Annotated in this window: 25 protein-coding genes; 5 read left to right on the plus strand and 20 right to left on the minus strand. The window is 48.8% G+C overall.

Translation table 11 applies throughout. The features are described from left to right. Positions 1-349: 349 nt before the first annotated feature. Positions 350-3,055 carry a restriction endonuclease gene (locus tag WMO20_RS05575; RefSeq protein WP_349186079.1) on the minus strand — a complete coding sequence of 902 codons (2,706 nt, stop codon included), beginning with the start codon at positions 3,053-3,055 and terminating at the stop codon, positions 350-352. Positions 3,056-3,230: 175 nt separating this feature from the next. On the opposite strand from WMO20_RS05575, the gene WMO20_RS05580 reads away from it, so the two are divergent. Then, entirely contained in the window at positions 3,231-3,533 is a 303-nt protein-coding gene (locus WMO20_RS05580) for a helix-turn-helix domain-containing protein (protein WP_015538063.1), read from the plus strand. A 53-nt stretch (positions 3,534-3,586) separates the two neighbouring features. On the opposite strand, the gene WMO20_RS05585 is transcribed toward WMO20_RS05580, so the two are convergent. From WMO20_RS05585 to WMO20_RS05615, 7 genes are all read right to left on the minus strand, one after another. After that, on the minus strand, positions 3,587-4,825 hold the full coding sequence (locus WMO20_RS05585) for an abortive infection system toxin AbiGii family protein (protein WP_349186080.1): 1,239 nt from the start codon (positions 4,823-4,825) through the stop codon (positions 3,587-3,589). Continuing rightward, on the minus strand, positions 4,825-5,160 hold the full coding sequence (locus WMO20_RS05590) for a hypothetical protein (RefSeq protein WP_349186081.1): 336 nt from the start codon (positions 5,158-5,160) through the stop codon (positions 4,825-4,827). Before WMO20_RS05590 ends, WMO20_RS05585 begins: the two co-directional genes overlap by 1 nt. A gap of 87 nt (positions 5,161-5,247) precedes the next feature. Continuing rightward, positions 5,248-6,759, minus strand: a complete 1,512-nt coding sequence (locus tag WMO20_RS05595) for a recombinase family protein (RefSeq protein WP_349186082.1) — start codon at positions 6,757-6,759, stop codon at positions 5,248-5,250. Positions 6,760-6,853: 94 nt separating this feature from the next. Beyond that, positions 6,854-7,045 carry a hypothetical protein gene (locus tag WMO20_RS05600; RefSeq protein ID WP_020225665.1) on the minus strand — a complete coding sequence of 64 codons (192 nt, stop codon included), beginning with the start codon at positions 7,043-7,045 and terminating at the stop codon, positions 6,854-6,856. A 69-nt stretch (positions 7,046-7,114) separates the two neighbouring features. Continuing rightward, positions 7,115-8,056 carry a MobV family relaxase gene (gene mobV, locus WMO20_RS05605; RefSeq protein ID WP_349186083.1) on the minus strand — a complete coding sequence of 314 codons (942 nt, stop codon included), beginning with the start codon at positions 8,054-8,056 and terminating at the stop codon, positions 7,115-7,117. A gap of 182 nt (positions 8,057-8,238) precedes the next feature. Further along, entirely contained in the window at positions 8,239-8,634 is a 396-nt protein-coding gene (locus WMO20_RS05610; protein ID WP_118731271.1) for a replication initiator protein A, read from the minus strand. A 111-nt stretch (positions 8,635-8,745) separates the two neighbouring features. Then, the gene (locus WMO20_RS05615; protein ID WP_349186084.1) at positions 8,746-9,159 is read right to left on the minus strand and encodes a cysteine-rich VLP domain-containing protein; all 414 of its coding nucleotides are present in this window, start codon (positions 9,157-9,159) and stop codon (positions 8,746-8,748) included. 377 nt (positions 9,160-9,536) lie between these two features. On the opposite strand from WMO20_RS05615, the gene WMO20_RS05620 reads away from it, so the two are divergent. From WMO20_RS05620 to WMO20_RS05630, 3 genes are read left to right on the plus strand one after another with little or no spacing between them, the layout of a single operon-like run. Further along, entirely contained in the window at positions 9,537-10,016 is a 480-nt protein-coding gene (locus tag WMO20_RS05620) for an imm68 putative immunity domain-containing protein (RefSeq protein WP_020225661.1), read from the plus strand. Between the two features lie 34 nt (positions 10,017-10,050). Then, on the plus strand, positions 10,051-10,851 hold the full coding sequence (locus tag WMO20_RS05625; protein WP_349186085.1) for a helix-turn-helix domain-containing protein: 801 nt from the start codon (positions 10,051-10,053) through the stop codon (positions 10,849-10,851). 27 nt (positions 10,852-10,878) lie between these two features. Continuing rightward, positions 10,879-11,622, plus strand: a complete 744-nt coding sequence (locus WMO20_RS05630) for a DUF6882 domain-containing protein (RefSeq protein ID WP_349186086.1) — start codon at positions 10,879-10,881, stop codon at positions 11,620-11,622. A 460-nt stretch (positions 11,623-12,082) separates the two neighbouring features. Here WMO20_RS05630 and WMO20_RS05635 read toward each other — a convergent pair whose 3' ends face one another. From WMO20_RS05635 to WMO20_RS05670, 8 genes are all read right to left on the minus strand, one after another. Continuing rightward, complete coding sequence (locus WMO20_RS05635; protein ID WP_349186087.1) at positions 12,083-12,613, minus strand: abortive infection system antitoxin AbiGi family protein; 531 nt, start codon at positions 12,611-12,613, stop codon at positions 12,083-12,085. A gap of 68 nt (positions 12,614-12,681) precedes the next feature. Next, complete coding sequence (locus tag WMO20_RS05640; protein ID WP_349186088.1) at positions 12,682-12,906, minus strand: hypothetical protein; 225 nt, start codon at positions 12,904-12,906, stop codon at positions 12,682-12,684. A gap of 288 nt (positions 12,907-13,194) precedes the next feature. Beyond that, entirely contained in the window at positions 13,195-14,829 is a 1,635-nt protein-coding gene (gene groL / locus WMO20_RS05645; RefSeq protein WP_112091084.1) for a chaperonin GroEL, read from the minus strand. Between the two features lie 52 nt (positions 14,830-14,881). After that, positions 14,882-15,169, minus strand: a complete 288-nt coding sequence (locus WMO20_RS05650; protein WP_005923585.1) for a co-chaperone GroES — start codon at positions 15,167-15,169, stop codon at positions 14,882-14,884. 960 nt (positions 15,170-16,129) lie between these two features. Continuing rightward, positions 16,130-16,606, minus strand: a complete 477-nt coding sequence (locus WMO20_RS05655) for a hypothetical protein (RefSeq protein WP_349186089.1) — start codon at positions 16,604-16,606, stop codon at positions 16,130-16,132. A 56-nt stretch (positions 16,607-16,662) separates the two neighbouring features. Next, on the minus strand, positions 16,663-17,355 hold the full coding sequence (locus tag WMO20_RS05660; RefSeq protein WP_349186090.1) for a hypothetical protein: 693 nt from the start codon (positions 17,353-17,355) through the stop codon (positions 16,663-16,665). Further along, positions 17,348-19,180: a recombinase family protein gene (locus tag WMO20_RS05665; RefSeq protein WP_349186091.1), complete on the minus strand. Its 1,833-nt coding sequence runs from the start codon at positions 19,178-19,180 to the stop codon at positions 17,348-17,350. The genes WMO20_RS05660 and WMO20_RS05665 overlap by 8 nt, the downstream gene beginning before the upstream one ends. A 10-nt stretch (positions 19,181-19,190) precedes the next feature. Then, the gene (locus WMO20_RS05670; protein ID WP_173886587.1) at positions 19,191-20,171 is read right to left on the minus strand and encodes an AAA family ATPase; all 981 of its coding nucleotides are present in this window, start codon (positions 20,169-20,171) and stop codon (positions 19,191-19,193) included. 249 nt (positions 20,172-20,420) lie between these two features. Between WMO20_RS05670 and WMO20_RS05675 the strand changes: the two genes are divergently transcribed. After that, complete coding sequence (locus WMO20_RS05675; protein WP_173702816.1) at positions 20,421-20,762, plus strand: helix-turn-helix domain-containing protein; 342 nt, start codon at positions 20,421-20,423, stop codon at positions 20,760-20,762. Between the two features lie 165 nt (positions 20,763-20,927). Here WMO20_RS05675 and WMO20_RS05680 read toward each other — a convergent pair whose 3' ends face one another. The 4 genes from WMO20_RS05680 to WMO20_RS05695 all read right to left on the minus strand — a co-directional run bounded on the left by WMO20_RS05680 (position 20,928) and on the right by WMO20_RS05695 (position 25,089). After that, positions 20,928-21,104, minus strand: coding sequence for a hypothetical protein (locus WMO20_RS05680; protein ID WP_173702815.1), 177 nt, complete (start codon positions 21,102-21,104; stop codon positions 20,928-20,930). Between the two features lie 114 nt (positions 21,105-21,218). Further along, positions 21,219-22,025 carry a PD-(D/E)XK nuclease family transposase gene (locus WMO20_RS05685; protein ID WP_173702814.1) on the minus strand — a complete coding sequence of 269 codons (807 nt, stop codon included), beginning with the start codon at positions 22,023-22,025 and terminating at the stop codon, positions 21,219-21,221. A gap of 152 nt (positions 22,026-22,177) precedes the next feature. After that, positions 22,178-22,573 carry a hypothetical protein gene (locus WMO20_RS05690; protein WP_173886588.1) on the minus strand — a complete coding sequence of 132 codons (396 nt, stop codon included), beginning with the start codon at positions 22,571-22,573 and terminating at the stop codon, positions 22,178-22,180. A 215-nt stretch (positions 22,574-22,788) separates the two neighbouring features. Then, positions 22,789-25,089: a recombinase family protein gene (locus WMO20_RS05695; RefSeq protein WP_349186092.1), complete on the minus strand. Its 2,301-nt coding sequence runs from the start codon at positions 25,087-25,089 to the stop codon at positions 22,789-22,791. Between the last annotated feature and the right edge of the window lie 7 nt (positions 25,090-25,096).

Here is a 25,096-nt window from a genome sequence, read left to right on the forward strand (position 1 = left end):
CGGAGCTGCTGGATCTGCCGCCATTTTGCGCCAGATAATACCCAGTAGGATATGACGCACAGCATCATATCACTGGGCAAGGCGTTCCCCCTTGACTCCCTTCAAAGAGCTGGTCTCGCTTGTCGGCTCGGTCGGTGCTTCAAAAGGCCAGTGGCCTTTTGAGGTCGCCGCAGGCGACCCGCACCTCTCTGCACTCTTGCTCCGGGCAAGCTGTCCTGGAATGGACAGCTCGTCCTGTTCAATATGATGTATCCAACAGCTTTCATTTTTGTAACAGGCATAGCACAAAAAGGCAGCCATCTGCACCCATGCAGACAGCCGCCTTTGGTTTTATGCTGTATTCTATTTGTCAGTCTCTGAAAATCTTATCCAGTTCCCTTTCCATGGTGCCCGCCTTGGCAAATTCCAGCGTATCCGCCTGACGGATATGGTGGGCGGTGATGCCGTGACCCTTTGCAAAGCCCAGAATGTAGCTGATGGCAATGCGGTAGATGATCTCGGTCGGGGCAAGCCCATAGACCTGTTTAGCAAAGATATGTTCCAGCCGGGCGTTATCGTCCGGGAAGGCTTGCCGCATCTTCTCGCTGCGGTAAAGGCGCTTGACGATCTCCGTAATGTACAGGCCGGACTTCATGTAGGGGTCCAGGAAGGTCTTGCCGGGGTCATCGAAGCAGCCGGGGTTTTCCTGTTCCAGCAGGTCCACCATCTTTTTCACCACCCATTTGGGGGTAAAGATCTGGTTGGTTTTCTGGGGTGGGATGTAATCGAAGATATCCTCGGTGCGGCTCTCGTCAAAGTAATCCGCCAGCTTGACCTTCAGGTTCAAAAACTCCTTCACCGAATCGTCAAACACCACCGGATCGAACAGGTGGCCTGCAAAGTGCTCCTCCTGTCCGGTGGCTTGGTTGATGTACGGCCCGCCGTCCCGCAAAAAGCGGAACTGTTCCAGCGTGATGCTGGTGACCTCCTGAAAGACCTTGTCCGGGATAATCTGGTCAAAGTTTGCCAGTGTCACACTCTCGTCGCCGTAGGCCATGAGGAAGGACGGGATGGTGCGGGAGAAGCCCCGGAGATGGTCACGGACGGTGTCCTCGTAGCCCTTTTTCTCCTGCTCCTTCTGGTTGGTCTCCACAGTGCGCACGATGGTCTGCTGCATTTCCTGCGCCGTCTGCTGGATGGTGGATTGCAACGTCTCCATCAGGGCGGCGGTGCTCTGCTGCTGCTTTGCGTCAAACTCCCGGTTCACCTGCTGGCGCTGCTGGGCGGTGGTGCAGCCTTGCAGCTGCTGGGTGCGCTGGGTCTCCAGCTGGCTCTGGTCGATGCGGTAGTTGTCTACCACCTTGTTCACCGCCACGTCCATCTTGGCTTTGGCAGCGCTCTCAAACCGCTTCTGGTCGGACAGCTTCAGGTCGCGGCCATACTCCTGCTTTGCCTGCTCCACCATGGGGGTGATGATTTCTTTGGTGATGCTCTTTTTCAGGGGTTCCAGATGCTCTTCTTTGGCAGGAGCCGGGGCATCGGTCAGGTCTTGCAGGGCGGTGTCCAGCGCCGGGGTGCTTTCGTAGATCTTTGCCCCGAACACATCCGCTGCCTTGCCGATGACGTAGCCCTCGTCCAGATCCACCTCGCCCTTGTCGTTCAGGGAGAGGTCTGCGCCGGTCTCCGGGGTGATCTGGATGGGCTTTGCCTTTGCCTCACTGATGGGCTGGAAGTTTTGCAGAATGTCCAGCACCTCCTGCGGCGCACTGAACACGTTGGAAATATTCTGGAACAGGAAATTGCTCTGGAAGCCCATCCGCACCACTTCTTTGGACTTGATCTTCCGGGGGATGCTGAGGACTTTTTCTGCATCCAGCGGGATCATCTCCCCTTCCTCGTCCTCACCGATGACCGGGAAGAAGTTGAGCAGATTCTGGATGTGCGCCTTGCGCTCCTCGGTGTCGCCCTTGCCGCTGGCGGTGTCCTGTGAAAGGTCGTTGGCGAACTGCTCGTAGATCAGCAGAGTGCGGGCGGGGTCAAAGTCGAACACATAGGCGTTCTCTTTGCGGCGGAAGGTGCCGTTTTCGTGGAAAAGACAGGGGTTCTGGGCACGGAACGCCGCCTGCATATACAGTGCCGGGCTTTTCAGGTTGGAGAGCATCAGCACCGCCGACCACTCCGGGATGGTGACACCGGTGGTCAGCTGCCCCACCGACAGGGTGATGGTCTTTTCGTGGTGGGCAATGGCAGCTTTTACCCGGTCAAAACTCTTCTGGTTCTCGTCCGTGTCGTCCAGCTTGCCGTCACCGGCGGCAAGGATCACCTCATAGTCCCGGAATACCGGGTGTGCCTGCAGCTTTTTCGCCAGCGCTCTGGCACTGTCCACCCGGTTCAGCAGCCAGAAGGTGTGCTTCAGCTCGGCACGCAGTTCCGGGGTGGAAAACGGAAATTTGTTCTGGGTGGTCATGGCATCCAGAAAGCGGTCCACCTCGGCGTCGTGCTCAAAGCTGCCGCTGGGCTTCACCTTAAAGAACTCGTTCAGGTCAAAGGCAAATTCCTGCGTTTCGCCGTCGATCTCTACACCCTGCTGGATCTCGTCCCGGATGATTTCGGACATCTGGTAGGTGTAGAGGTTGAGCATGGGGATGTTTGCGTAGGGGTTACAAACCGGAAACTGCACCGGCGTTTCCACCGTCTGCCAGCCTTGGGGCAGCTCCACCGTGAATTGCCCGGCGCTCTCCTCTGCCCCCAGCCCACGGAACCAGTCGGCGTCCAGTGCGTTGTTCATCTTGTTGCAGACCCATGCGGGGCTGAACACCTCACCTTTTTTGCGGGTGCGCTGCTGCTGGGTGTCGGTCTGCTTCATCATCCGGGGCAGCACCACCTCGTAGTGGGTCAGCCCGAGCTGCTGGGTGGTGATCTGGGATCTATCCGTCACCGGCTCGTACATCACGGTTTGCAGCTCCTCCGGCGGGTCGGTAGCCCAGATGATGTTTTTACCGGTGGAGCGGTCTTTTAGAAGTGTATCCAGCACCGCCTGCACTTCCGGTGCGTGAAAGTCGATCAGTTGTTCCAACGGGGATTCCCTCGCTTTGCCTTAGCGTTGCGGCGGAAGTAGCATTTTTGTACTAGTTCTGCCCTATACTAGCATTATAACTACTTATTTGTACTATATCAAGCACTTTAAATGCGGCTTTCGTCAAAAACTAGTAGAATTCCCTATACTAGTAACAGGAAAGGTGGTATTGATAATGCTTGGAGAGCGACTGGCAGAGATTCGAAAGAACTATCATGACACCCAAAAGAGCCTTGCGGACAAGCTGGGGCTTACCGTTTGGGCTGTCAGCGCTTGGGAGCAGGGACGCAATTCGCCGCCCAGCGATGTGCTACTTGCCATCTGCAAGCTCTACGGCACCTCCGCCGACTACCTGCTGGGTCTGACCGACATCGACCCCTCGGACGAAGCCCGCAAACAGCGCCAGCGCCTGACCGAAGAAGAACAAAACGAGATGCACCGCTACGAAGAATATCTGTTGTGGAAACGCAAAAAATAAGCCGCCCAGCGAGACCGTAAGGTCGCTGGGCGGTTGTTTTTGCTATATCAATATCAGTTTTTACTTAAAATGGTCTGAATCGTCTGTGCATCTTTCAAGTCGTTTGCATGATTATATTTTTCCACATGTCCATATGCATCTAGCTCTTTCTCAGTCGCAAATGATAACACCGATGTGTACCCCGTTTTATCATCTGATTCATCGGCAAAAAACAATGTAGTTGTGCCATCCGCTACCTTTACATCCGCTAGCTTGCAGTTAAACATACCAAAAATAGAGGGACACTTAAACTCTTGTCCCATAATATTAAATTTCAGATCTCCTGTATACTGAAAATACCTTGGTTTTCCGATTGCATTTTTTATTCGATCCATGCTCTCAGCATTCCATTCAGATGATAGTGAGGTTATTTTATGCTCTTCACGTATAGGTTTTTTCAATATAATTGTTTGGTATAGTTTTTCAATATTATATATTGTTTCCATTTCGGGAACATCTTTCGTTGGCTTAAATGTAAGGCCTAATGCATTTTCTACTTTTAGCACTTTTTCCCAAAATTCCAAAGTTTTTTTATCGAATTTGTCTTTCGGTTCATCGGGCACCATATTCGATGGTATTTTTTCACCCATCAAATATCCTTTTCCATCTATAAAGGCATTAAAAATTTCCACGCTTTCTACGATTTCCTGAACAGATTTTGCACAATTCAAATTGTACGTTAGCTGAATGTGACTACTTTCTTTTTTGTCATCCATAGTTAATTTTAATTTCAGAGACTTTCCATCTTCACTTTCAAAATGTTTCTCGGTTAAACTTGCATAAGGATATCGTTTCATTTTCAATATGCGAGTGTATTTATCCGATGCAATTTTGATATCGGGCACTTCCGGAAACGGCTCTGGCATCAAGAAAAATTGCATATTCTTTTGCTTTATTGGATTATATATATTGCGGTGCAAGGCTTCTACTGGCAGTTCTTCACCATTAATAATAATATACCCATCTTTATTTAGGTTGACTTTTAACTCCATCTGCGCATTATAAACAAATTGATTAAACTCATCTTTGCTAAAACTTTCAACCTGTTTTTTTATTGATTTGGGGATTTCAAGTGTAAATCCACTGATGGTAAATGGCTTTCCATCTGCTATTAACGTTATGCCACCATCTTTGTCTTGAATATATCTTGTTCCTGTCGGAGCAGTTGAATTCAAATATTCCATCACAGCCTTGGGTATTGTTTTTTCTGCCGTGGGAGTGTTTTTAAAAGCTTTATTAAAATTTGGAATCATCAGAAATCCTCCTGCTTATCCGGCCAAATAATCACTTTTGATAAAATTTCGGATTTGTCTTCAAATTTCCACGAATCGATAGCCCTGCTCAATTCCTGATATTCTTCTTTTGTCTGAAGAACGATGTGCTTTATATCCGAATACTCAAAATGCAGGGAAACTTCTTCTCTAAAATTCATCGAGTTGCTGGCCAATTGAACATATCCTGCATTTTCCACGCCGGGATTTACTATCACTTGTTCAAGCTCAAGGGTAGCTACATCTGGAATATACCTCCATTCGCATTCATCCATAAGGCATTTGACCGCTATTTTCTTGGTTTTTCTGTTTTTCATTTTTCCTTGATATGGTTTATAATACATTAAAGTACAGTTTACAAGGGACTACACAGGGTAACGGTCTGACGGGAGGTGCGCCGCCCGTCAGATTTTCCATGTGATGTTCAAGCTGTCGCTTGTAGCGGCAACGTTGGTAATCATCAAATCTACCACCCGCCGCTTGTCGTCAAAGGATACATTGTCCCATGTGTCGAGGTAGCCGGAAATCTGGCTGACCTGTTCCGGGCTGATGGCTTCCACTGTCAACTCGGCTATCTGCTTCACAAGTTCCTGTTTGCGCCCGTCCAGTTCCGCTATCTTCACATTCACATAGGAGAGCAGAACATTGTTTGCACCCGTCAGACTGTCCACCAGCTTTTCAATCTCGCTGTCCACATGGAGAAGTTCCACTTGCAGGGCGGCAATTTTCGGGTTTGCCTTTGCCGCTTTCTTCCTGCCCGTCAGCGTCTTGTAGCTTGCCAGTTTCTTCACCATCTGCTGATAAACAACCGTTTCCAGCTCTGAAGTGATGATTTTCCCGCACCCGGCACAGCTTTTATTGTCCAGCCGCTTTGTGCAGCGGAGATATTGCTTTCCCACAGGATTGTTAATGCTCATAAGGGCATACCCGCAGTTTCCGCACTTGATTTTTCCCGCCAGCCATGTATGGGTGGCTTTCCGGGCAGACTGGATTTTCATGTTGTTCATCAGCTTCTTGCGGCAGGTCAGCCAGATGTCGGAGGGGACAATGCCCTCATGGGGAGCCAGCACCAGCATTTGGTCTTTCAAGTCGTTCTTTTTGCTGGGCTTCACATCCCGCCCTTGATACAGATAGCAGCCATTCATGCCGGTAAAATCGGCAGCGTCATTGACAATGATTGTCCCTTGACTTTTGAAAAATTCGTACACATCAAGGTCTGCCTGCACATAGACAGGATTGCGTAACATCTGCGCCAACGTGGGGCGTATTAGTTCCTTGCCGTTGAATAAAATTCCCTGTTCGGCAAAGTACCGGGTAATGTCCCCGTAGGAGGTTGTGGGCTGGGCGTACATCTCGAACATCAGCCGGATATTTGCCGCTTCGTCTGGGTTTACCACCAGCTTCTTTGTGTTGATACCGTCCATCTTGATTGGCTCTGTATGGAAGCCGTAAGGGGCTTTCCCGCCCATCTTGAAGCCCCGCTGACTGCGGGAGTAGTAAGCGTCCGTCACCCGCTTCTGTATCGTTTCCCGTTCAAGCTGGGCGAACACGATACAGATATTTAACATCGCCCGCCCCATCGGGGTGGAGGTATCAAACTTTTCCGTAGAGGACACAAACTCCACATTGTACTGCTGGAACAGCTCCATCATGTTGGCAAAGTCCAGAATGGAACGGCTGATACGGTCGAGCTTGTAAACCACGACTTTTGCAATCAAGCCCCGCTTAATGTCCCGCACCAGTTCTTGAAACTTTGGACGGTCTGTGTTCTTGCCGCTGTACCCTTTGTCTGTGTATTCCTTACAGTTCCCGCCTTTCAATTCGTATTTGCAAAACTCAATCTGGCTTTCAATGGAAATGCTGTCCTTTTTGTCTACCGATTGCCTTGCATAGATTGCGTCTATTCTGTTATTCATTTTGTCGCTCCTTTTCTTAAAAAAGAAACGGAGCTGCTGACAGTTCTATTATACCGCCAGCAGCCCCGTAAATCAACGATGGCTTCGGAAAACCTTACGCCCCGGCTTCCTCTTTCTGCCGTTTGTCGGCATACTTGCGGAACACCTCATAAAGCTGCTGCTCCAGTTCCCGGCGTTTGGCCACTTCCTGTTCCGGCGTGAACACCGGGGAGAGGTTTTCCAGCGTGATTTCTTTTCCCTGAAAAGTCACGACCTCTGTTTCTTTTTTGTATCTGATATGCTCCATAGAACCTCCTGTATTCAATTTTCAAGGTACAATGCCGCACAGGGACGGCGTAAAAATCTGCTTATAAAATCACCTTTCCTTTGTGTGCCGCTGTTGCCGCTTCAACTCCGCCAGCACTTCCGGCGGGATACGGTCAACCAGCCGCTGTAAATTGTCCAGTTCGCTTTTCAGCTTTGCCCGTTCCATCGTATCTTTCATCTTGCCTTTTTCACTGGCTTTTGCCCTTGCTTCCAGCTTTTCATTTTCCGCTAACAGGTCATTGATTGTGACCTTGTATTTTTTCAACTGCCCGGAGAAATTCCCCATCTGTGGGAACCACTTTTTCAGCATGGAGAGGGCTTCCTCTTTTTTCTTTCCGGCATTCAGCGGGTTAATGCCGTCCAGCGTGGCTTCAATGGCTCTTGCCTGTTTGGATAGATTGACCGCCTGCTTGAACAGACGGGTGGGGATATGCTTCCTGCCTGTCTTGCTGGCACTTTCCCCACGCTCCAAGTCAGGATATTTCTCCACCATATAGGCGTGAAAATCGTCCTGCCACTTTGTCAGGTTTGCCCGGTTGCCGATAATCTCCTTTGCACACAGGCGGTTGTCCTTTGTCAGCGGAACAAAGGTCAAATGCAGGTGGGGCGTTTTCTCGTCCATGTGTACCACCGCCGACACGATATTTTCCCGGCCTACCCGCCCGATTAAGAAATCAGCCGCCCTCTGGAAAAATTCCTGTATCTCCTTTGGCGACTTCTTCTTGAAAAACTCTGGGCTGGCGGTAATCAGCGTATCGACAAACCGGGTGCTGTCTTTCCTTGTACGGCAACCGGCCTGTTCGATACGGTTTTGAATAAAATGATAGTACCTGCCCTCTGGCTTGATGATGTGGAAATTGTATTTGCTTCGGCTGGTATCAATGTCGGGGTTGCTGGCGTATTGCTCTTTCTGCCGTTCGTGATGGGCTTCCAGCGGTCTTGCCGGGTTGCCCTTGTGCTTTTCAAATCGCAAAATTGCGTGTTGTGCCATTCTGCTCCTTTCCCCATCCCTTTCCTATCCGGGGTTTTCCACAGGGAAAATCTCACAGGAATTAGCTCGGATAGGATTGGACTGGATAGAATATAAATCAATCTTTTTATCTTTGTATTTCTATATACCGTCCGGTTTTCGTACTTCCGGGGAGTGATTTCCATACTTCATGAGTGCGGTTTTCAGTCCTCCGGCGTTCCATAACCGGATTTCTTGAAGTCGGTGTTTGGAGCCGCTTCATAGGATTTTGGGTAAATACAGTTGGGTTTTCCACAGCCCTGCTTCTTAATCTCAATCAACTCCGCATACTGCAATTCCCGCAGGGTGTTGACGGCTTTCTGCCGCCCACAGTGGAGCAGGGCGACTACCTCACAGATTGGATAGTACAGGTAAATGCGCCCGTATTCGTCCGCCCAGCCGTTCTTGCGGGATAGCTCCGTCCGGCGCAGGATAAAGGCGTACAGAACCTTTGCTTCGTTGGACAGGGGTGTGAATGTGGGGGCTTCAAAAAGGAAATTGGGAAGCCGGGTAAAGCTGACCGCCTTTTCCGGCTGATGAATATAAATGGTGTTTGTCATGGTGTGTTTTGTGGACGGTTAGAAGCCTGTTTCCGGGGGCAGACGGTAGTTTCTATTGCCTGCCCCTGTTCTGTGCTTGCAAAGCCTTGAAAATCAAGGACTTTTCAGCCCCTAACTGTCCACAGTAGACCTCCTTTTCCGTTCACTTTCTGTTTTCTGCCGCCTGTGAACTCTGGCGGCGCAGTCGGGACAGTATTTCGCCCGGTTGGATTTAGGGACGAACACTCTGCCGCAGACCGCACAGCGTTTCAAGTCCTTATCCCGGAAAATCTCTGCTTCCAGCGTCCCGATTTGCGGTAAGACCGACCAGCGGAACCACTTACAGCAGACCGAGAAAGAAATGGTCTGGGGGCAGGTGTGGGTATCCCCATCGTCAAGGAGCATACAGTTCCCGTCCTCGCAGTTGCAGCACTCCCGGCGGATCAGGGCGTTTGCCTGTTTCCTCTGTGCCGGTGTCATGTGGTAAAGGGAACCGTCCTGCTTGCGCTCTATGGGCGGCAGTCGTTTATATGGGTTCTCTCTCATGTGTTTCCTCCATTTTGCTTTCCGTTGCCGTTCTCCCCGAAAAGGCTTCCTGCCCCATTCCTGCGGCGTGTTCCGGCGTTGGCACGCTCCCCACAGCTTCGGGACAAGTTGTCCCGAAGTGACCTCTGGACAAAGTGTCCAGAAGTTGGCTCCTTGCGGTGCTTCCCCTGCCGGGGTATTCCTTTTCGGACGGTCATTCATTTTTCAAGGTGCAGCTCATCGATGAACTACCACAAGTCTACACTTTTTCGACCGCCTGTGCCGTATATCCGAAAGGTAGGAAATCAGCCCGGAAAACTCCCTATTTCCACGCTCTCGGAATTGTGATATAATAAAAAAACAGAACGACAAAGCGGAAGTGATAAGGAGGAGATAAAATGTATATTAAAAAATATTGGTATAACTATATCGGTGGCACAGACGATAGCCTGACCTTGGTGGACTACCTCTATGACAAAGGCAAAACTGAAATACCTCTGAGTGAGATATTCAATGATACTGGCCTTAGCAAACTAAACTGGAATTTCCATATCTCACCCAATTTAGAATACATTGATTCGGAGGGCCAATGTCACGAATTTTATTATGCTATTGATTTGGCAACTGATTTGGCAGCACTTATTCTTGAGAGTAAGAAAAGTGGTGGGTTCAATATAAAAAATCTGTTTGATGGGGAAAAACGAGATAGGTTTGTAAAAATCATAACTACGCCAGAGGAGGATCAAGCAATGAATCGGGCTTTAGCAGAGTTCTGTGCTTCTCCGCTCGAATATGATCTTCATGAAATGGTAGATGATGAAGATATGCTGGAAATGGCGAAAGACTGCGAAAATATCCGTAAGGAATTGTGCGAATAACTTCCAAATTATCAAGCAGACAAGGAGGGAGTGCATGGAACTATCCATACAAGAACGATTGAAAGACCTGCGTGTGGAACGAGGGCTGACGCTGGAACAGCTTGCGGAGGAAACTCACCTTTCCAAATCTGCTTTAGGCAGTTATGAGGGAGACAATCTCAAAGACATCAGCCACCATGCCCTTATCCAGCTGGCAAAGGTTTATGAAGTGACCGTTGATTACCTGCTGGGACGCTCTAAAACAAAAAATCACCCAAACGCCGATCTTGCAGACCTGTGTTTGAGTGATGATATGATTGAGCTGCTGAAAAGCGGGCTGATGGACAATTCTCTCTTGTGTGAACTGGCGACACACCCGGATTTTCCCCGGCTCATGGCTGACCTTGAAATCTATGTGAACGGCGTGGCGGTGAAGCAGGTGCAGGCCGCAAACGCCATAGTAGATACCATGAGCGCAACGATTATGAAGCAGCACAATCCCGGCCTGACCGACCCGCAGTTAAGGCAGCTTATCGCCGCCCATATTGACGATGACAGCTTTTGTCGCTATGTGATACAGCAGGACATAAACAAGATAGCCCTCGACCTGCGGGAAACACATAAGGACGATTTTTTCAGCGTCCCGGAGGATAACCCACTGGAAGATTTTTTGCAGACCGCCGAGGAAACCGCCAAAGAGGGCAGCGACCCGGAGCAAGCGTCTTTGGCATTTATCTGTAAGCGGCTTAAATTGAATTTGAAGAAGTTGTCCGAGGAAGAAAAGAAGTGGCTGAAAAAGATTGCACAGAAGTCGGACTTGCTGAAAAATCCAAACCCGCAGCGGGGGAGGAAATAAAAGAAATATATTACGGGGGAAATACAGATGAGATTTTGGGGCAAAGACAGAAAACAGGATAACAGAAAAAATATTTGGATTGAGCATCTCAATATTGATACAGAAAATTGGTTTCAAGTGTTTTCAGCTTGCTTAGGTAAAATGATAGCAATACAGACTGCTTGTAGTGAGCAGGTGGTAAAGGGGCAGGACTGGAATGTTGATTTTTCAGAGGGCGTAATACTTTTTGGAAATCAAAAGTATCCGCTTCAATTCATCGGAAGCGAGGCAACATCAAGTAACACATGGCTGTGGGGGTGGGAAAATATCAATGGATTTTCCGAGAAAATTATTCAGGTAGCCACACACGCAAAAGTAGTGGGGGAACGCTGGAATTTAGAGCCACTAACGACAGCAGAATTTACATTGGACGATACATTCAACGGGCATAACCTGTCTATCGTAACTTGCGGCTTAGTTGATAAGTATTGTTATTACAGAGGTCCACATTCTGGTGGAGCAATTTTTGTTGCATTTTCAGGTGTTCCTGATAGTGTGTTTGCCTCCGTCGATGTTCAAAAATTCGTATCTATAACGACGCAATGTATTCAACAATTTCAAGTTGATCACAAAATTTTTGTGGAGGGATTTCTCTCGTGGAACAATACGAAATATGAATGGGACAATCAAACATTACTCGCTCATTTTCAGCAAGATTTGAAAATTGAGTTTGAACAAGTAAATGATTTTTGGCGTATTTGCGCTATGAATACCATTTTATCTGGAAAATAGCAAAGCCAGCCGAGCCAGTCAACGGTCAAGATGAACGGCACATTTTATGTGCCGCCGTTGACAGTCCCGCCCGTCTTTGCTGATGGGCAATCAAGGCGGGAAAGCCCTAAAATGGCTTCCCGCCCATTTCAATTTTTGCGGGAGTATGTCCACAAGTTCGAAACATTTTGTCCCGAAGTCCGGCATGGGAAGAAGGACGGGAGTTTTCATATACGCCCTGTCTGCTGAGGAAACCAGCCTTGCGCTTGCGGCTCCACGCCACGCAATCACAGCCCTGTTTTCCTGCCGTTTCAAATGCCCTTGCCCTCCCCGGCGGCAACGGCATTTTCGCAGCAACGCCGACAGAGCGTATAACACACTACACTTTGCAAGCAAAGTCGTGTGCCAAAGGGAAAGCCCCTTTGGAAACCCCGGACAACAAAACAGGCTGAATATCTCGCACTTCCCCGGTGCTTGATATTCAGCCTTTATTTGTTGTCAGCAGCCCCCGTTTCGTGGTCTGCGTGTAGTTCCTTGTAAACTGACCTAACTCATGCAACAAATAGTTTTTAAGCATTTCATGGGTTTTAGAACCGGCCTTTTCCTCATTCAGGGCAGCTTTTAATACTTCTGTAATATCCTTTCTTAAATCGGATTCTTCATTTAAATAGTGCACTGGCTGGATATTATGCCGCATTCCCCATTCTTTGCTAAACGCAATTCCATAGTCACCATACCAGTCCATGTGAACTTTTAGCTTTTTTAGACTGATATCACAAAAACATTTCATTGGATAGGCTAAAGATTTTACTCTTCTAAGATTTAAGTATCGTACATCTTCTTCACAATACCGTGGAGAAAGCATTTTATGTTCTAAGCATCCCAAAAGAAATCCGAAATCTGTCATAAAAGTAAACAATGTATCTGGATGAACCTTAGATGGAATATGTTTTGGGACTTTGTTTCTTTGCTCATTCGGGTTAATTTTGCCTAAGTTAAGCGTATCCTTCATTATAGTTGTCCTTTGCTGCCACTTTCCTAGTATCTATCACTTTATATCATCGATTCGATATACTCCCACTATCCATCCAGTGCTCGAAAGCTACGATACTGCTCGTCGATTTCCTTCATGTTGTAGTCCATCAGGCCGGGAATCCCCATTTCGCCGCCGCATTCGTTGCAGAAAGCAGCCGTGATCTCAAAAGTGTATTTCTTTTCCCGGATGGTCTGGTTGATTTTGATTTTCTTCAGGGTGTAGCTCGTTTCTCTGCGGCATTTTGTGCAGAAGTCTCTCTGGTTTTCCACAGCGGCACACTCCCTTCCGGTTTTACATTCTTTTTTATTATTGTATCCCTACCTTTGTTTTTCGTCAACAATAAAGCCGCTGACAGTCTGCCGCTCGCAGAATCCATCAGTGGGTTTCATGAGTCTTCAAATCCCCTAGACACAAAAATCGGCACCCGCTTTTCAGCGAGTGCCGATTTTGTTACCCTATAGTGCGCTTTGATTTTTGGCGTAAGTGGCGTAAGTTTGGCGTAAATCCGCTTTTGCACGCTCCAAAAATCAAGCATTCATGCGGTTTTCAGGCAGTTATTAGTACATACCGCCCATGTCACCGCCGGCAGGTGCGGCGGGAGCCGGGGGTTCCGGCAGGTCGGCAACCAGGCTCTCGGTGGTCAGCACCATCTCAGCAACGGAAGCTGCATTCTCCAGAGCGGAACGGGTGACCTTGGTCGGGTCCACGATGCCAGCGGCGATCATATCCTCGACAAAGACCTCGTTCTGGGCATCGAAGCCGTAGTTGGGCTTGTTGGCAGAAACGATCTTGTCGATGATGACGCTGCCCTCCAGACCGGCGTTCTTGGCGATCTGGCGCAGAGGAGCTTCCAGAGCCTTCAGCACGATCTTGGCACCGGTGCGCTCGTCGCCTTCCAGCGTGTCGCACAGAGCGCGCACAGCGGGGATGGCATTGATGGGAGCGGTACCGCCGCCGGCCACAACACCCTCCTGCACAGCTGCCTTGGTAGCGTTCAGAGCATCCTCGATGCGCAGCTTCTTGTCCTTCATCTCAACTTCGGTAGCAGCACCGACCTTGATGACAGCCACGCCGCCGGCCAGCTTAGCCAGACGCTCCTGCAGCTTCTCGCGGTCAAAGTCGCTGGTAGCGGCCTCGATCTGGCTGCGGATCTGGGCAATGCGGGCTGCAATAGCGTCCTTGTCGCCTGCGCCGCCCACGATGGTGGTGTTTTCCTTGGTCACCTTGACCTGACGGGCATGACCCAGCAGCTGGACGGTAGCGTCCTTCAGCTCATAGCCCAGATCAGAGGAGATCACGGTGCCGCCGGTCAGGGTAGCGATATCCTGCAGCATCTCCTTGCGGCGGTCGCCGAAGCCGGGAGCCTTGACAGCCACGACATTCAGGGTGCCGCGCAGACGGTTGACGATCAGGGTGGACAGAGCCTCGCCCTCGATATCCTCAGCTACGATCAGCAGCTTCATACCGTTCTGCATCACCTGCTCCAGCAGGGGAACCAGATCCTGAATGACGCTGATCTTCTTATCGGTGATCAGAATTGCAGCGTTGTCCAGATCGGCCACCATCTTGTCGGTATCAGTGACCATATAGGGGGTCAGGTAGCCGCGGTCGAACTGCATACCTTCCACGATCTCGTTGTAGGTCTCGGCGGTGGTCTTGTTCTCCTCGATGGTGATAACGCCGTCAGAGGTGACCTTCTCCATAGCCTCGGCGATCAAACGGCCGATCTCGGGGTCACCGGCAGAGATGGTGCCGACGCGGGCGATATCGTTGCTGTCCTTCACCTTCTGGCTGTGTGCCTTGATGGTCTCCACGGCGGTGGCAACGGCCTTGCTCATGCCGCGGCGGATATCCATGGGATTTGCACCGGCGGTAACGTTCTTCATGCCCTCATTGACCATAGCCTGTGCCAGCACGGTAGCGGTGGTAGTACCATCGCCTGCGGCATCGTTGGTCTTGGTTGCGACCTCACGCACCAGCTGTGCGCCCATGTTCTCGAACTCGTCCTTCAGCTCGATCTCTTTTGCGATGGTCACGCCATCGTTGGTGATGACCGGTGCGCCGAACTTTTTGCCCAGCACCACGTTGCGACCCTTGGGGCCGAGGGTGATCTTAACGGTGTTAGCCAGGGTATCAATACCGGCACACAGTGCCTTGCGAGCGTCCTCGCCCTGCTTGATCTGCTTTGCCATAATACATCGCTCCTTTATAATATAAGCTCAATTGAAAAGGGAAAATTCAGTTTTAGTCTTCCACAACAGCCAGAATGTCGCTCTGGCGCACGATGGTGCACTCTTCGCCGTCCACCTTGACCTCGGTGCCGGAGTACTTGCTGGTGAGGACCTTGTCGCCGACCTTGACGGTCATCTTGACTTCCTTACCGTCCACGACACCGCCGGGGCCCACCGCGATGACCTGTGCGACCTGCGGCTTCTCTTTTGCGCTGCCGGTCAGGATCAGGCCGCCCTTGGTGGTCTCCTCAACTTCAACAGTCTTAATGACAACACGGTCTGCAAGAGGAATGATCTTCATAATTCTTGCCCTCCAATTATATTGAATTTATTTGAAACTTTGTTGCGTCCTGCGAGGGCTTCGTGTGTGCTCCGCAGTAGTTTAGCACTCCTTTTCTCTGAGTGCTAAGTGTATTGTACTCATCTTGCCCTGAAAAATCAAGGGGTTTTGCGATTTTTCTTTGTTAAGAATTTATGACGCCCAAAAATCGTACTCTGGTTCTGCCTGAATGGAGTGGCTTGGTATCTTTCGGTGCAGGCTTTTCTGTATGCCATCTTTCCCACGCTTCTCGCCGTGCTGAAAAAGGCCGATGCCCGCAGACTGCGCTGCATTGCCGCAGCAATTTTCTGCGTACAGTGCCTTTTCTCCCTTGCGGTCTGGAACTGTAAAATATAACGGATTTCAGTGTTGCATATAGTGTGCAAAACAGGCACTTTTTTGACTTAGCTACGTCAATATTGTTTGTTGAGTAGACATTTCTGCACTCAAATTTGTTCGGAGAAGTTGCTCGACGGTGGCGTATAAAGCTCACTTATTGCCATATGTCGCTACATACCCACTTTTCCGGGCATAAAAAAGAAGCCGCCGATTATTGACTAATCGACGACCTCAAAGTACATCAGAGCGTAAAATATTCACTTTTTTTCCTTATAAGTGATTAAGCTCACTTATTTCAGTTTGTAATGATTTTCAGTGATTATAATCACTTATTTTTACCAAATGATAGCATCACCCAAAACTCCGGGTGGCGTAAAAAGCTCACTTTTTCTAAGTGAACAAAATCACTTATTTCCAATAGCCATAAGTGAGCTTAATCACTTATTTTTTACGTTCATAGGTGCAAAAGTGATTTTATTTACTTGTTGAGTAGACTTGTCTGTATAGCTCCTGCCCACCCGGTCACCTTCCACCTTGCTGCCTTGCAAGCATCCTGGATTCTGACCCGATTGGCTGCCTTTTGCCGACTTCGCCACACACCCCTCACAGCGCCCCACTGTCGCGTTTAATTGGCGAGGCCGAGGAACTTTCCGCAGCGGACAATTCTTCGCCACACAGGGGCTTTGTGGGGCTTGGATTTTCGTCCAGAGCTTTCCCGTTTTCCACCAAAAACGGAATGTCCAGATCGAAACTCACAAGTTGCTGTCTGGGGACGCTTTTCCCCTCCAGACGATATGTATTGTTCCGGTTCCACCGCATGTCCCGGTAGATCATCCGCACCAACGCCACGCACTTGACCTCGCAGCTGTTGCTCACAGTCAGCTTCGGTGTCTTATGAGCTCCTGCATCCTCAGCCGTACAGTTCTGCACAGCTACCTGTTTTGCCTCTCGGTTGTACAGAAAGCGATAGTGGGTTGGCCAGCCTAATGCTTCCAACGTGCTGCGGAAGATTGTGATCCTTCCATCCTCGACATTAAAAGTCAGACCCAGCATCCGCTGGTTCCATATTCTTTCGTTCACTACTCTCCCCTCCTTAAAAATGGGCGCACTTCCCCCTTGGAATCCTGGTGGCCGTTTTAATCAAGCCCGGTGTCGGGGACGGTCTTACCCGTCAGCATCCCCACTGATACATAGCCATCCATTTGCTTAACTTCAGATTCTTTCAGATGTTCTTCTACAGGTACGCCAAAAGTACCTGCAATATCATCTGGGTAAAATCCCTTTCTGGTATTTGCAGGCTTTGTCTCTTGCGCATTTTTCTGGTCTGTTTCATTTTTTCGCTTCTGGCCTTCATGGAAGATCTCCGGCACAAGCAGGTCAAAAACATACAGAGTTTCCCCTTCAAATGAAATTCTGTATCCAAGCATCTTATACCGGCATTCGGTATCCCAGCCCATTTCCTTATACACCAGTTCTGAAAAAGGCTTGCAGGTCATCTTCCGGTTTTTACGTTTATCTGGCTTGGCGATGCACCAGCGCAGAGCGTCCTTGTCGTTTTCATCACAGCCGCGTACAACAATACGCTTCAAATCACTGTTGAACATGACGTGTACATAAACCACATCTTCCAGCCCGGTGATGCAGGCCGTGTTAAATGTGATGCTGTCCTTGCGGATCACGATCGCGGGGTCACGGAGATGTGCAAACAGCTCCTTCCGCACGACCTGGTATCCATCATAGGAAAATGTACTTTCTAATTCTTCCGCTCTTGCGTCTCTATCATTTTCTGCCTGCTCTTCCGGTGGCATGGCGTTCGTATTTTCATTCATCTGTGTCAGTCCATCCTTCCATTATTTTTTCCGCTTCATGGAGCAGAGCATTCAGGCCATCTGCGGTAAAAGTATTCATTTCTTCTATCTCTGCTGCCGACCGGAGCACATCCCAGTTTCCTGCATAATGTTCCAGCTGCAAAATGCCAACCTGTGCAATACTTGTGATCGGTTTTCCAAAAGTACCTGCCCATTCTGGCGGGAAGATATAGATCGTCTGCTTGACGGTTTTTCCCTCTTCATCCTGTTCCTTGGATGGCAGGACAATTTCTTCCACCTTAACCATTTCCGGCTCATCCAGTTCAAACAGCATCAGCTTGTCATCGTTCTGTCCCACGAGCTGCCCACGGAAACGGTATTTCAAACCTTCTTCCCATTCCATCATGTCAAAAAGGGCTTTTGCCAGACCGCGGCATCCGAGTGTACTGGCGCACCAGCGTCCCTCTTTCAGTCTGCCCCAGCGGATTGCGTTCGGATTATCCTTTTCGCATGGGCGAATGGCAATGCAGCGGTCAACCGAATTCAGGAGCAGTTCTACATACTCCACATCTTCAAACTTTTTCAGGCAGGCTGTATTAAAACGCAACTTGCCATTGGAGATCGTCATAGCCGGATTCTGTAAAGTAGCAAAATACTGTGCCCGCACAACTTCATATCCGCTGAGGTCTAAACGGTTCATGACTTCTACCGTATCCTGCTGTTTTTCCCGCATGACGCTTTCAGATGCTTCCCGGTATTCTTCTGCCGAAAAGCCGGTCCAGTCCTTATCAAAAGGCACATATCCGCGTAAGATTCCATCATCCACCACACTCAGGACTGGCAGTGGGCGATTTTTCTTTGTATAACTCCGGGATGCCCGCAGATGATTTGCCGCATTATAGACTTCCCTGGACACGATTGCCTCATGATGATCTCTCTGCCGGTACTGCGTCCGGTCGTTATTGTTTTTCTTTGATTTATGCGTCAGGAAATTCGGTGTGAAGGTCTTCCTTGCCAATACATCCCCACAATGGCGTTCATTAGCAATGACACCTGCAAGAGTGCCGGGATTCCACTCCGTATTCCCCAGTTTTGTCTTCCGGCCATATTCTGTCAGGAGTTCTGCAATCTCGGTGAATGAAAATCCATTCAGGTACAGATAGTAAATCACCTTTACCGTCTGTGCTTCGTCCTGATTCACCACAAGGCTGCCATCCTCGTCCTGGTCATATCCGAGCAGGGTCGGCGTAAGGAACAGTCCACGGCTGAACCTGCGGTCAATGGACCAGTTCATAATGATAGACTTGGAATGAGATTCTTCCTCTGCCACGGATGCCAAAATCGTCAGGATCATGCGCCCGTTACTGTCCAGTGTGTAGATGTTGTCCGCTTCAAATTTTACACCCACGGGCGGGTCAAGATTTTTCAGTGTTTCAATGACGGAAAGGCAGTCTACAATGTTTCTGGCGAATCGGGCGATGGACTTTGTGAGGATCAGGTCAATCTTTCCGGCCTTACAGTCCTCGATCAGCTGTTGCATTCCTTTACGATGCTCCAATGATGTACCGCTGATGCCTTCATCATCATAGATTCCAACGAATTCCCATCCCGGCTGTGCCTTGATATAATCCGTGTAATAATTTTTCTGAAGTTCATACGAAGAAGTCTGTTCATCATTATCAGTGGAAACACGGACATATGCGGCAACACGACGGATAGAGGTGCTTTCTCCAAGCCCCTCCACAGTTTTTGCCGGGATAACTTCCAACTCAGAAGTATCCACGCCTTTATATCTGTCTCTGATTCTCTGCTTGCGGTCTGCCGCCTCTGCTCCACTGCTTATCATTTGCTTCCTCTCATTCCTCCGGCTTCATGCTCCAGTACCACTGTCGCATCTTCCGATAACTCCGGATGCCGAGTTCTTTCTTTGTATTTTCTGCTGTCCTGCGGCTGATACCTTCATCGCTCATCCGCATATAGATTTCTCTGGATCTCATGTCACCCCCGGAAAGCAGCTTCTTGATCAGATACGCCGCCTTCTCAGATTTTGACTCAAAAACTGGTGTTTCCGGCTCCGCTGATGGATCTGGCTTAATTTCACACTCCAGCCATTTGAAGCCCTGCTCCGCTGTTATCGAGAATTTGATTTCACCATCTGACGGAGCCAGACTGTTTTTTATCTGCCGCACAATGCGGATATCTGACTTTTCCGCATCCCGTTCTACTTGTAGAACGCTCCGGGCAGCGGCAACAACATCGATGCTGCCAAGGCTCCGGTAAAGACCCTTTGTTCCCTCTTTTTTATTAAGGTGTCCGATCAGCACAATGGCACAGTCATACATAGATGCCCACATGCCAAGACGCTGCATCAGCCTTCTGGCTCTTCCTGCAATCTGGAGGTCGGAATCACTTCCAAGATATGCCTGGATCGGATCGATAACTACCAGCCGCGGCCGGAATTCTATAATAGCCTGCCGGATGCGCTCATCATCCAGTGTCAAGCCACTGTATGTTTCTTCATTTATGAAGGCCACATTTCTGCAATCTGCCCCACATTTTTCAAGCCGAGGCTTAATGGTATCTGAAATGCCATCTTCTGAGCACTGGTAAATAGCCCTTTGCGGCATTCCGATGGTTTTACCATCTGGCAAGGTTCCTCCCTTAGACAGCTCGGCTATCAGGTGCATCATCATTGTGGATTTGCCATCACCGGGGTCACCTTGCAGCAATGTGATCTTTCCAACTGCTATGAATGGATACCACAGCCAACGAACAGAAGTCGCCTGTACATCACTGTATAATGTAAGAATTCCTTTTTCTTCTTTGTTCGTCATCATCGTCCCTTTCTGTGTGCAGTCTTTTCTACATTTATATTATAGAGTATGTGTGGTGTTTTGACTGCCACCCATCAGGTGGCACATCATCGTTTTTGCCACCCAACAGGTGGCAAAACAGCCTTAGACCACATAACAGATAGAGGTGTAGACCTTTGCGGCCTTAGAATTCCTGTAATCAAGTTGCTATGTATTTTTCTCTGCGGGATAATCGTAACAGCCTTATGCGGGTACACATAAGGAGGAACATACATGGCATTAGATTATACTGCACTTGGAAAGCGTATCAGCACTTTCCGTAACGCATCCGGATTAACTCAGGAACAATTTTGCGAAAAATTGAATGTATCTCGCAAACACATCAGTCAGATTGAAGCGGCAATCAGCCGCCCCAGCCTTGAAACTCTGGTCGACATTGCTAATATTCTTAACATCTCAGCAGATGATCTTCTTGTAGACAGTTTGGCGCACTCCGCGTCCACTGCCGATTCCGAGATCCACCGTCTGCTTTTAGACTGTAATGCAATTGAGCAGGAGATTCTCACCCGGATGGTAAAGGAGATGAAAGCAATTTTATACGGCTTAGGAGTTTGATTTTATAACTTGTTGATCATATAACAAAAAAGCCCGCATAAGCCACAACTGCACTTTGGAACACACCGAAGTGCTGTCTGTGGTTTATGCGGGTAAGGACAAAAAAAGAAGCCCACCAGCGGACCATGTAGGAATCTACACAGTGCGCCAGTGGGCTGGTATGTTTTATACTGCTTCTGCTGGAATTTGGTTCATCTTCTCTTTAAATTCTTCCACAGTCATGTTCAAGTCCTCAGCAGCTTCTTCAAGGGTAATCTTGCCCTTTTTATAATACTTTACTGTCGTTCTAAGGTCGCCAATGTCGATGCCCTCAAGAATACTCTCATTTCTTAAATCTTCCATCTGCTTGCACACTTCGCTCACTCTTTCAGTTTTTTAGACATCTGGTTTTCTCTGCCATCAATGGAAAAAGCATATCAATAGTTACACACTGCACCGGTAGGCGATGAGTTTCAATTATGCACTTCTTCTCTCATCTAGTTCTTTTACCTCATCAACTGTGAGTTTCGTAGCTTGCGCTATTTCCTCATAAGTTAGCTTTCCAATCAACAGCAAGCTACGGGCTGTTTCCAGAGAGTTTTCTCTTGCAGCTTCATTTCTCATGTCTTCCATAACCTTGCACATAACCGCCACTCCTTTCTCATCTTCTTTGAAGTACTGTACTCGATTAGCTAATACTTCATAATACATATCTTTTGCACTTGTACAAGAAAAGTCATGCATCAGTTTTCCAAGTGCCGTTTCATTTTTGATTTGAGAGTTCACATATATAATATGCGATTCGTCACCAAATGATTCTCCTGTTTCTTTAATCATACGGTCAATATGATATATCGGAAGTCCTCTTTTAAGAACATCATTCTCTGTGATGAAAATCACATAAGTTTCATTCAGGTATTCATACTGCTCGCCTGGTTCAGTAACATTCGCATCGATTATACCGCTGTTATACCTAGCTCGCTTAACACCAGCACCTTTATCATTTCGCTGAATTTCAATATTGTATACACGGTTTTCCCTATCCACTGCAAGAATATCCAACCGCACAGATTTTCCCTGTAAATTTTTAACGCTATACTGGCTATTGGATTTTTTCACTTTCAGATCGTCTCGATTCAGAATAATCTGCAACAAAAATTCTGCACACTTTATATCTTCAAAGACTTTGCTCATGAAATCATCATCCAAAAGCCTAAAACCTCGCAATCTTTGAAGATCTTCTTCATGCTTTCGCTCGAAATCCAAATCTCTACACTTATTCATCGGATATCACCCTCTTTCAGGTTGTGAAGAATAAATCTCCCCATCAATATCTTACCATCAAAACACGCTTATTTCAAGCGGTCATGCTCTTCTAAAAAAAAATAAACAACCCTATCCAATACCTTGGAAATGATTACCTGTAAATTTTTCCATTAATATTCACGCCGACGCAAACTCCTATATACATCCTCGATAAAACTCATGAACTCCACGCTGGCACACTTGATCAGACATTTTCCATCCACGGCTTTCAGCTTTTCCATAACCATTTCTGCCAATGCATCCCCACGCCCTCTCATCTTCTGAGCAGCAAACACCACAGACTCATCGATGAACGCAGCGTACTTTGCACCATCAATATTGCTTTGTACCGGCACGCCTTCGCCACTGTCAAGCATGATCACTTTTGGCTCATACACAGCCCTTACCTTTCTCAGTGCCTCTGCCGGCTCCATGCTCTGGAGATATAATTTCATAGCACCGGCCGCCACAATTTCATCAGCTGTTGCACCATATTTCTCTGCCAGCATCCCAGCTACATCTTTCATTCCAAACACTCCTCGCTATGTGTATTTTCTGTCGTATGTGTATTTCTCGCCACCCACAACATATAACAGGATTCTGCACATAGCAATCCTTACGGGTAAAAAAGGCCAGACAAAAAAGCAGGCAAAATAGCAGCACAATAAAACCTTAAAAACAAAAAAAGCCCTGCCTGATGCAGCCACAAAAACCACACCCGGCAGGGTCCTGTCTCCTTCCATCACACCGCTTCTTCCCTCTCGCGCTTCGCTGCAGTTGTCAGGTATCTGCGGTACTGAATGCTGAATCCGTACACCTTATAAGGAGCGTCCACATAGACCACATTGCCGTCCATGTCACTCCGCTTATAGCCCATGAAGCTGTCGAGCGTTCTGCGGTTGCCCTTTGAGGTCAGTGTCACACCGAAGTTTGTCTTATAGGTTGCCACATCCCCCTGCAGTACCCCGCTCTCAACAAAAGCACAGTAGATGCCTTTTTCAAAGTGGAGCATATCTGGTGCTTCTGCGATCCGCTCAGGAGTCAGCTTGAGCTTTCCGCTGGTGATGGCACGTTTCCGGCCTTCGATGGCATTTCCGTCCACATCCCGAAGCAGGGTTCCCTGTACATCCAGACCGTTGACTCTCAGCGGCATTCCGCCTGCATTGGTATCCGGCAGTTCTTTCAGGCAGGCAAGGAAGTATTCAAAGTTCTTTTTCATGATCGCCAGCACACCCTGTTCCTCCTCGATCGTCTGCCGTTCCTGTTGGAGTGTTTTCAGCCGTTCCTGCAGGTCGTTCACAAGTTCTGTATAAATCTGGGCTTCCGAGCCTTCCTCCGTTTCCGTCCCATAGAAGCTCACTCCGATGCTTCCCGGTGTCAGTCCGCTCCGGATGTCCAGGTCGATGTCGTCAATGGTCACCTCCCCGTTGGAAAGGGCTTCATTCAGTTCCACGTTCTGTTCCAGTGCAGCTTCCCGAAGCGCCGCCACCTGATGGCTGATGGCATCCTGCAGGCGTTCTTCCATCTCCTTGATCTGATTTTCCACCGTTGCCATCCTCTGCACCGAGATGCTGTTGTTATTCGCCAGCCGGACAGCCTGCTCATAGGCATTGTCAAACATCGCCACGATCATGGAGGCATCTCCGTGTTGTTCAAAATCACGCTTCATGCTGTAGAGCAGTTCCATGAAACTCTGCTCCAGCGCACACTCATGGTAGCGTTCTGAGGGGCAGCGCTTGTTTGCAGCTTCCTTTTCCTCATCTGACATGCAGCCTTTCTTGCTCCGGCAATACGCTTTCTGGTCGGGAGAACCGTTCTTCGGCGGCTCACCGTCCCGCTCCCCGACCTTACGCTTGCACCGCCAAACGGGATACGAATAAGTGTATTTTTCCAGATACTCTCCGGTATCCTCACCAGTCGCCTTAAGACTCCGCTCATCGCTGTAACCATTTGCCACACCCGTGTAGGTTGTACGGAAGAATCCTTCCCCGCAGGGTTTTCCGGCATCCGGCCCATTCTCCAGGATCGCACCGCAGCGCAGGTTTCCAAACGGAGAACCCTTAATGCTCTTTACCTTTTTCTTGCCGGGGCCTTTCGTCATGTCTGCCCTCGGCTTCTCGAACAGCATGGTCTGCACTTTGTCCCAAGTCACACGGTCGATGATACCCACATGATGGTTCTTCACATAGTAGCGGGGTGCTTCGCCCTTGTTGATGCTTGAACGGTGGGTAAGGAAGTCTTTGGTGATGGTCTTCTGCATCTCGATGTCGCCCACATACTTCTCATTCCGCAGGACGATCAGGATCGAGCTGGCACTCCATTTCTTTCCGTTGACCGTGAACTTTTCCATCTGGTTCAGCTCCAGTGCGATCTTATTCGCCGTCTGGCCTTTCACGAAGCGGTCAAAAATGTACCGGATGATCTCTGCCTGCTCCGGCACGATGACCCACTGCTTATTTGCCCCAAGCTCATATCCCAGCATCCGTTTCAGATTGATATGCGGGACACCAGACTGGAACTTCTTCTGGATGCTCCATCGGATGTTATCGGAAATGGAACGGCTCTCATCCTGTGCCAGTGCAGAAAGAATCGTAAGGATCAGCTCACCTTTGGCATCCAGTGTGTCGATGTTCTCTTTCTCGAAATAGATACCCACGGGCGGCTTCAGCTGCCGAAGCTCACGGGTACAGGTCAGGGAGTCAATAGTGTTTCGTGCAAATCGGGAAATGGACTTTGTAACGATGTAGTCCAGCTTTCCATCCATCGCATCTTTTATCATGCGGTTGAATTCCTCTCGATGTTCCCGGTTCGTACCAGATTTTGCTTCATCCGCGTAGATGCCGGCAAAAATCCAGCCGGGCTTCCGGGTGATGAGGTCTTTGTAGAATGCTTTCTGTGTCGTGTAGGAAGTCTGCTGACTCTCATCTCCCGTGGAAACACGGCAGTAAGCCGCCACACGGATGTTGCTCTGGCTTTTCAGCTGCCCGCCGTTCTGTACCGAGCGCACACTGGCGGGGATCACATCCACTTTTTGTCTTGTCATAATCTGC

Source organism: Faecalibacterium intestinale (assembly GCF_040096575.1).
Taxonomy (GTDB): Bacteria; Bacillota; Clostridia; order Oscillospirales; family Ruminococcaceae; genus Faecalibacterium; species Faecalibacterium intestinale.

What these genes read in the sequence shown, in the direction of transcription:
- WMO20_RS05580 (WP_015538063.1), top strand. Translation starts at nt 3,231, where the DNA reads ATGCTTGGAGAGCGACTGGCAGAGATTCGAAAGAACTATCATGACACC.
- WMO20_RS05585 (WP_349186080.1), bottom strand. Translation starts at nt 4,825, where the DNA reads ATGATTCCAAATTTTAATAAAGCTTTTAAAAACACTCCCACGGCAGAA.
- WMO20_RS05590 (WP_349186081.1), bottom strand. Translation starts at nt 5,160, where the DNA reads ATGAAAAACAGAAAAACCAAGAAAATAGCGGTCAAATGCCTTATGGAT.
- WMO20_RS05595 (WP_349186082.1), bottom strand. Translation starts at nt 6,759, where the DNA reads ATGAATAACAGAATAGACGCAATCTATGCAAGGCAATCGGTAGACAAA.
- WMO20_RS05600 (WP_020225665.1), bottom strand. Translation starts at nt 7,045, where the DNA reads ATGGAGCATATCAGATACAAAAAAGAAACAGAGGTCGTGACTTTTCAG.
- mobV (WP_349186083.1), bottom strand. Translation starts at nt 8,056, where the DNA reads ATGGCACAACACGCAATTTTGCGATTTGAAAAGCACAAGGGCAACCCG.
- WMO20_RS05610 (WP_118731271.1), bottom strand. Translation starts at nt 8,634, where the DNA reads ATGACAAACACCATTTATATTCATCAGCCGGAAAAGGCGGTCAGCTTT.
- WMO20_RS05615 (WP_349186084.1), bottom strand. Translation starts at nt 9,159, where the DNA reads ATGAGAGAGAACCCATATAAACGACTGCCGCCCATAGAGCGCAAGCAG.
- WMO20_RS05620 (WP_020225661.1), top strand. Translation starts at nt 9,537, where the DNA reads ATGTATATTAAAAAATATTGGTATAACTATATCGGTGGCACAGACGAT.
- WMO20_RS05625 (WP_349186085.1), top strand. Translation starts at nt 10,051, where the DNA reads ATGGAACTATCCATACAAGAACGATTGAAAGACCTGCGTGTGGAACGA.
- WMO20_RS05630 (WP_349186086.1), top strand. Translation starts at nt 10,879, where the DNA reads ATGAGATTTTGGGGCAAAGACAGAAAACAGGATAACAGAAAAAATATT.
- WMO20_RS05635 (WP_349186087.1), bottom strand. Translation starts at nt 12,613, where the DNA reads ATGAAGGATACGCTTAACTTAGGCAAAATTAACCCGAATGAGCAAAGA.
- groL (WP_112091084.1), bottom strand. Translation starts at nt 14,829, where the DNA reads ATGGCAAAGCAGATCAAGCAGGGCGAGGACGCTCGCAAGGCACTGTGT.
- WMO20_RS05650 (WP_005923585.1), bottom strand. Translation starts at nt 15,169, where the DNA reads ATGAAGATCATTCCTCTTGCAGACCGTGTTGTCATTAAGACTGTTGAA.
- WMO20_RS05660 (WP_349186090.1), bottom strand. Translation starts at nt 17,355, where the DNA reads ATGAATGAAAATACGAACGCCATGCCACCGGAAGAGCAGGCAGAAAAT.
- WMO20_RS05665 (WP_349186091.1), bottom strand. Translation starts at nt 19,180, where the DNA reads ATGATAAGCAGTGGAGCAGAGGCGGCAGACCGCAAGCAGAGAATCAGA.
- WMO20_RS05670 (WP_173886587.1), bottom strand. Translation starts at nt 20,171, where the DNA reads ATGATGACGAACAAAGAAGAAAAAGGAATTCTTACATTATACAGTGAT.
- WMO20_RS05675 (WP_173702816.1), top strand. Translation starts at nt 20,421, where the DNA reads ATGGCATTAGATTATACTGCACTTGGAAAGCGTATCAGCACTTTCCGT.
- WMO20_RS05680 (WP_173702815.1), bottom strand. Translation starts at nt 21,104, where the DNA reads ATGGAAGATTTAAGAAATGAGAGTATTCTTGAGGGCATCGACATTGGC.
- WMO20_RS05685 (WP_173702814.1), bottom strand. Translation starts at nt 22,025, where the DNA reads ATGAATAAGTGTAGAGATTTGGATTTCGAGCGAAAGCATGAAGAAGAT.
- WMO20_RS05690 (WP_173886588.1), bottom strand. Translation starts at nt 22,573, where the DNA reads ATGAAAGATGTAGCTGGGATGCTGGCAGAGAAATATGGTGCAACAGCT.
- WMO20_RS05695 (WP_349186092.1), bottom strand. Translation starts at nt 25,089, where the DNA reads ATGACAAGACAAAAAGTGGATGTGATCCCCGCCAGTGTGCGCTCGGTA.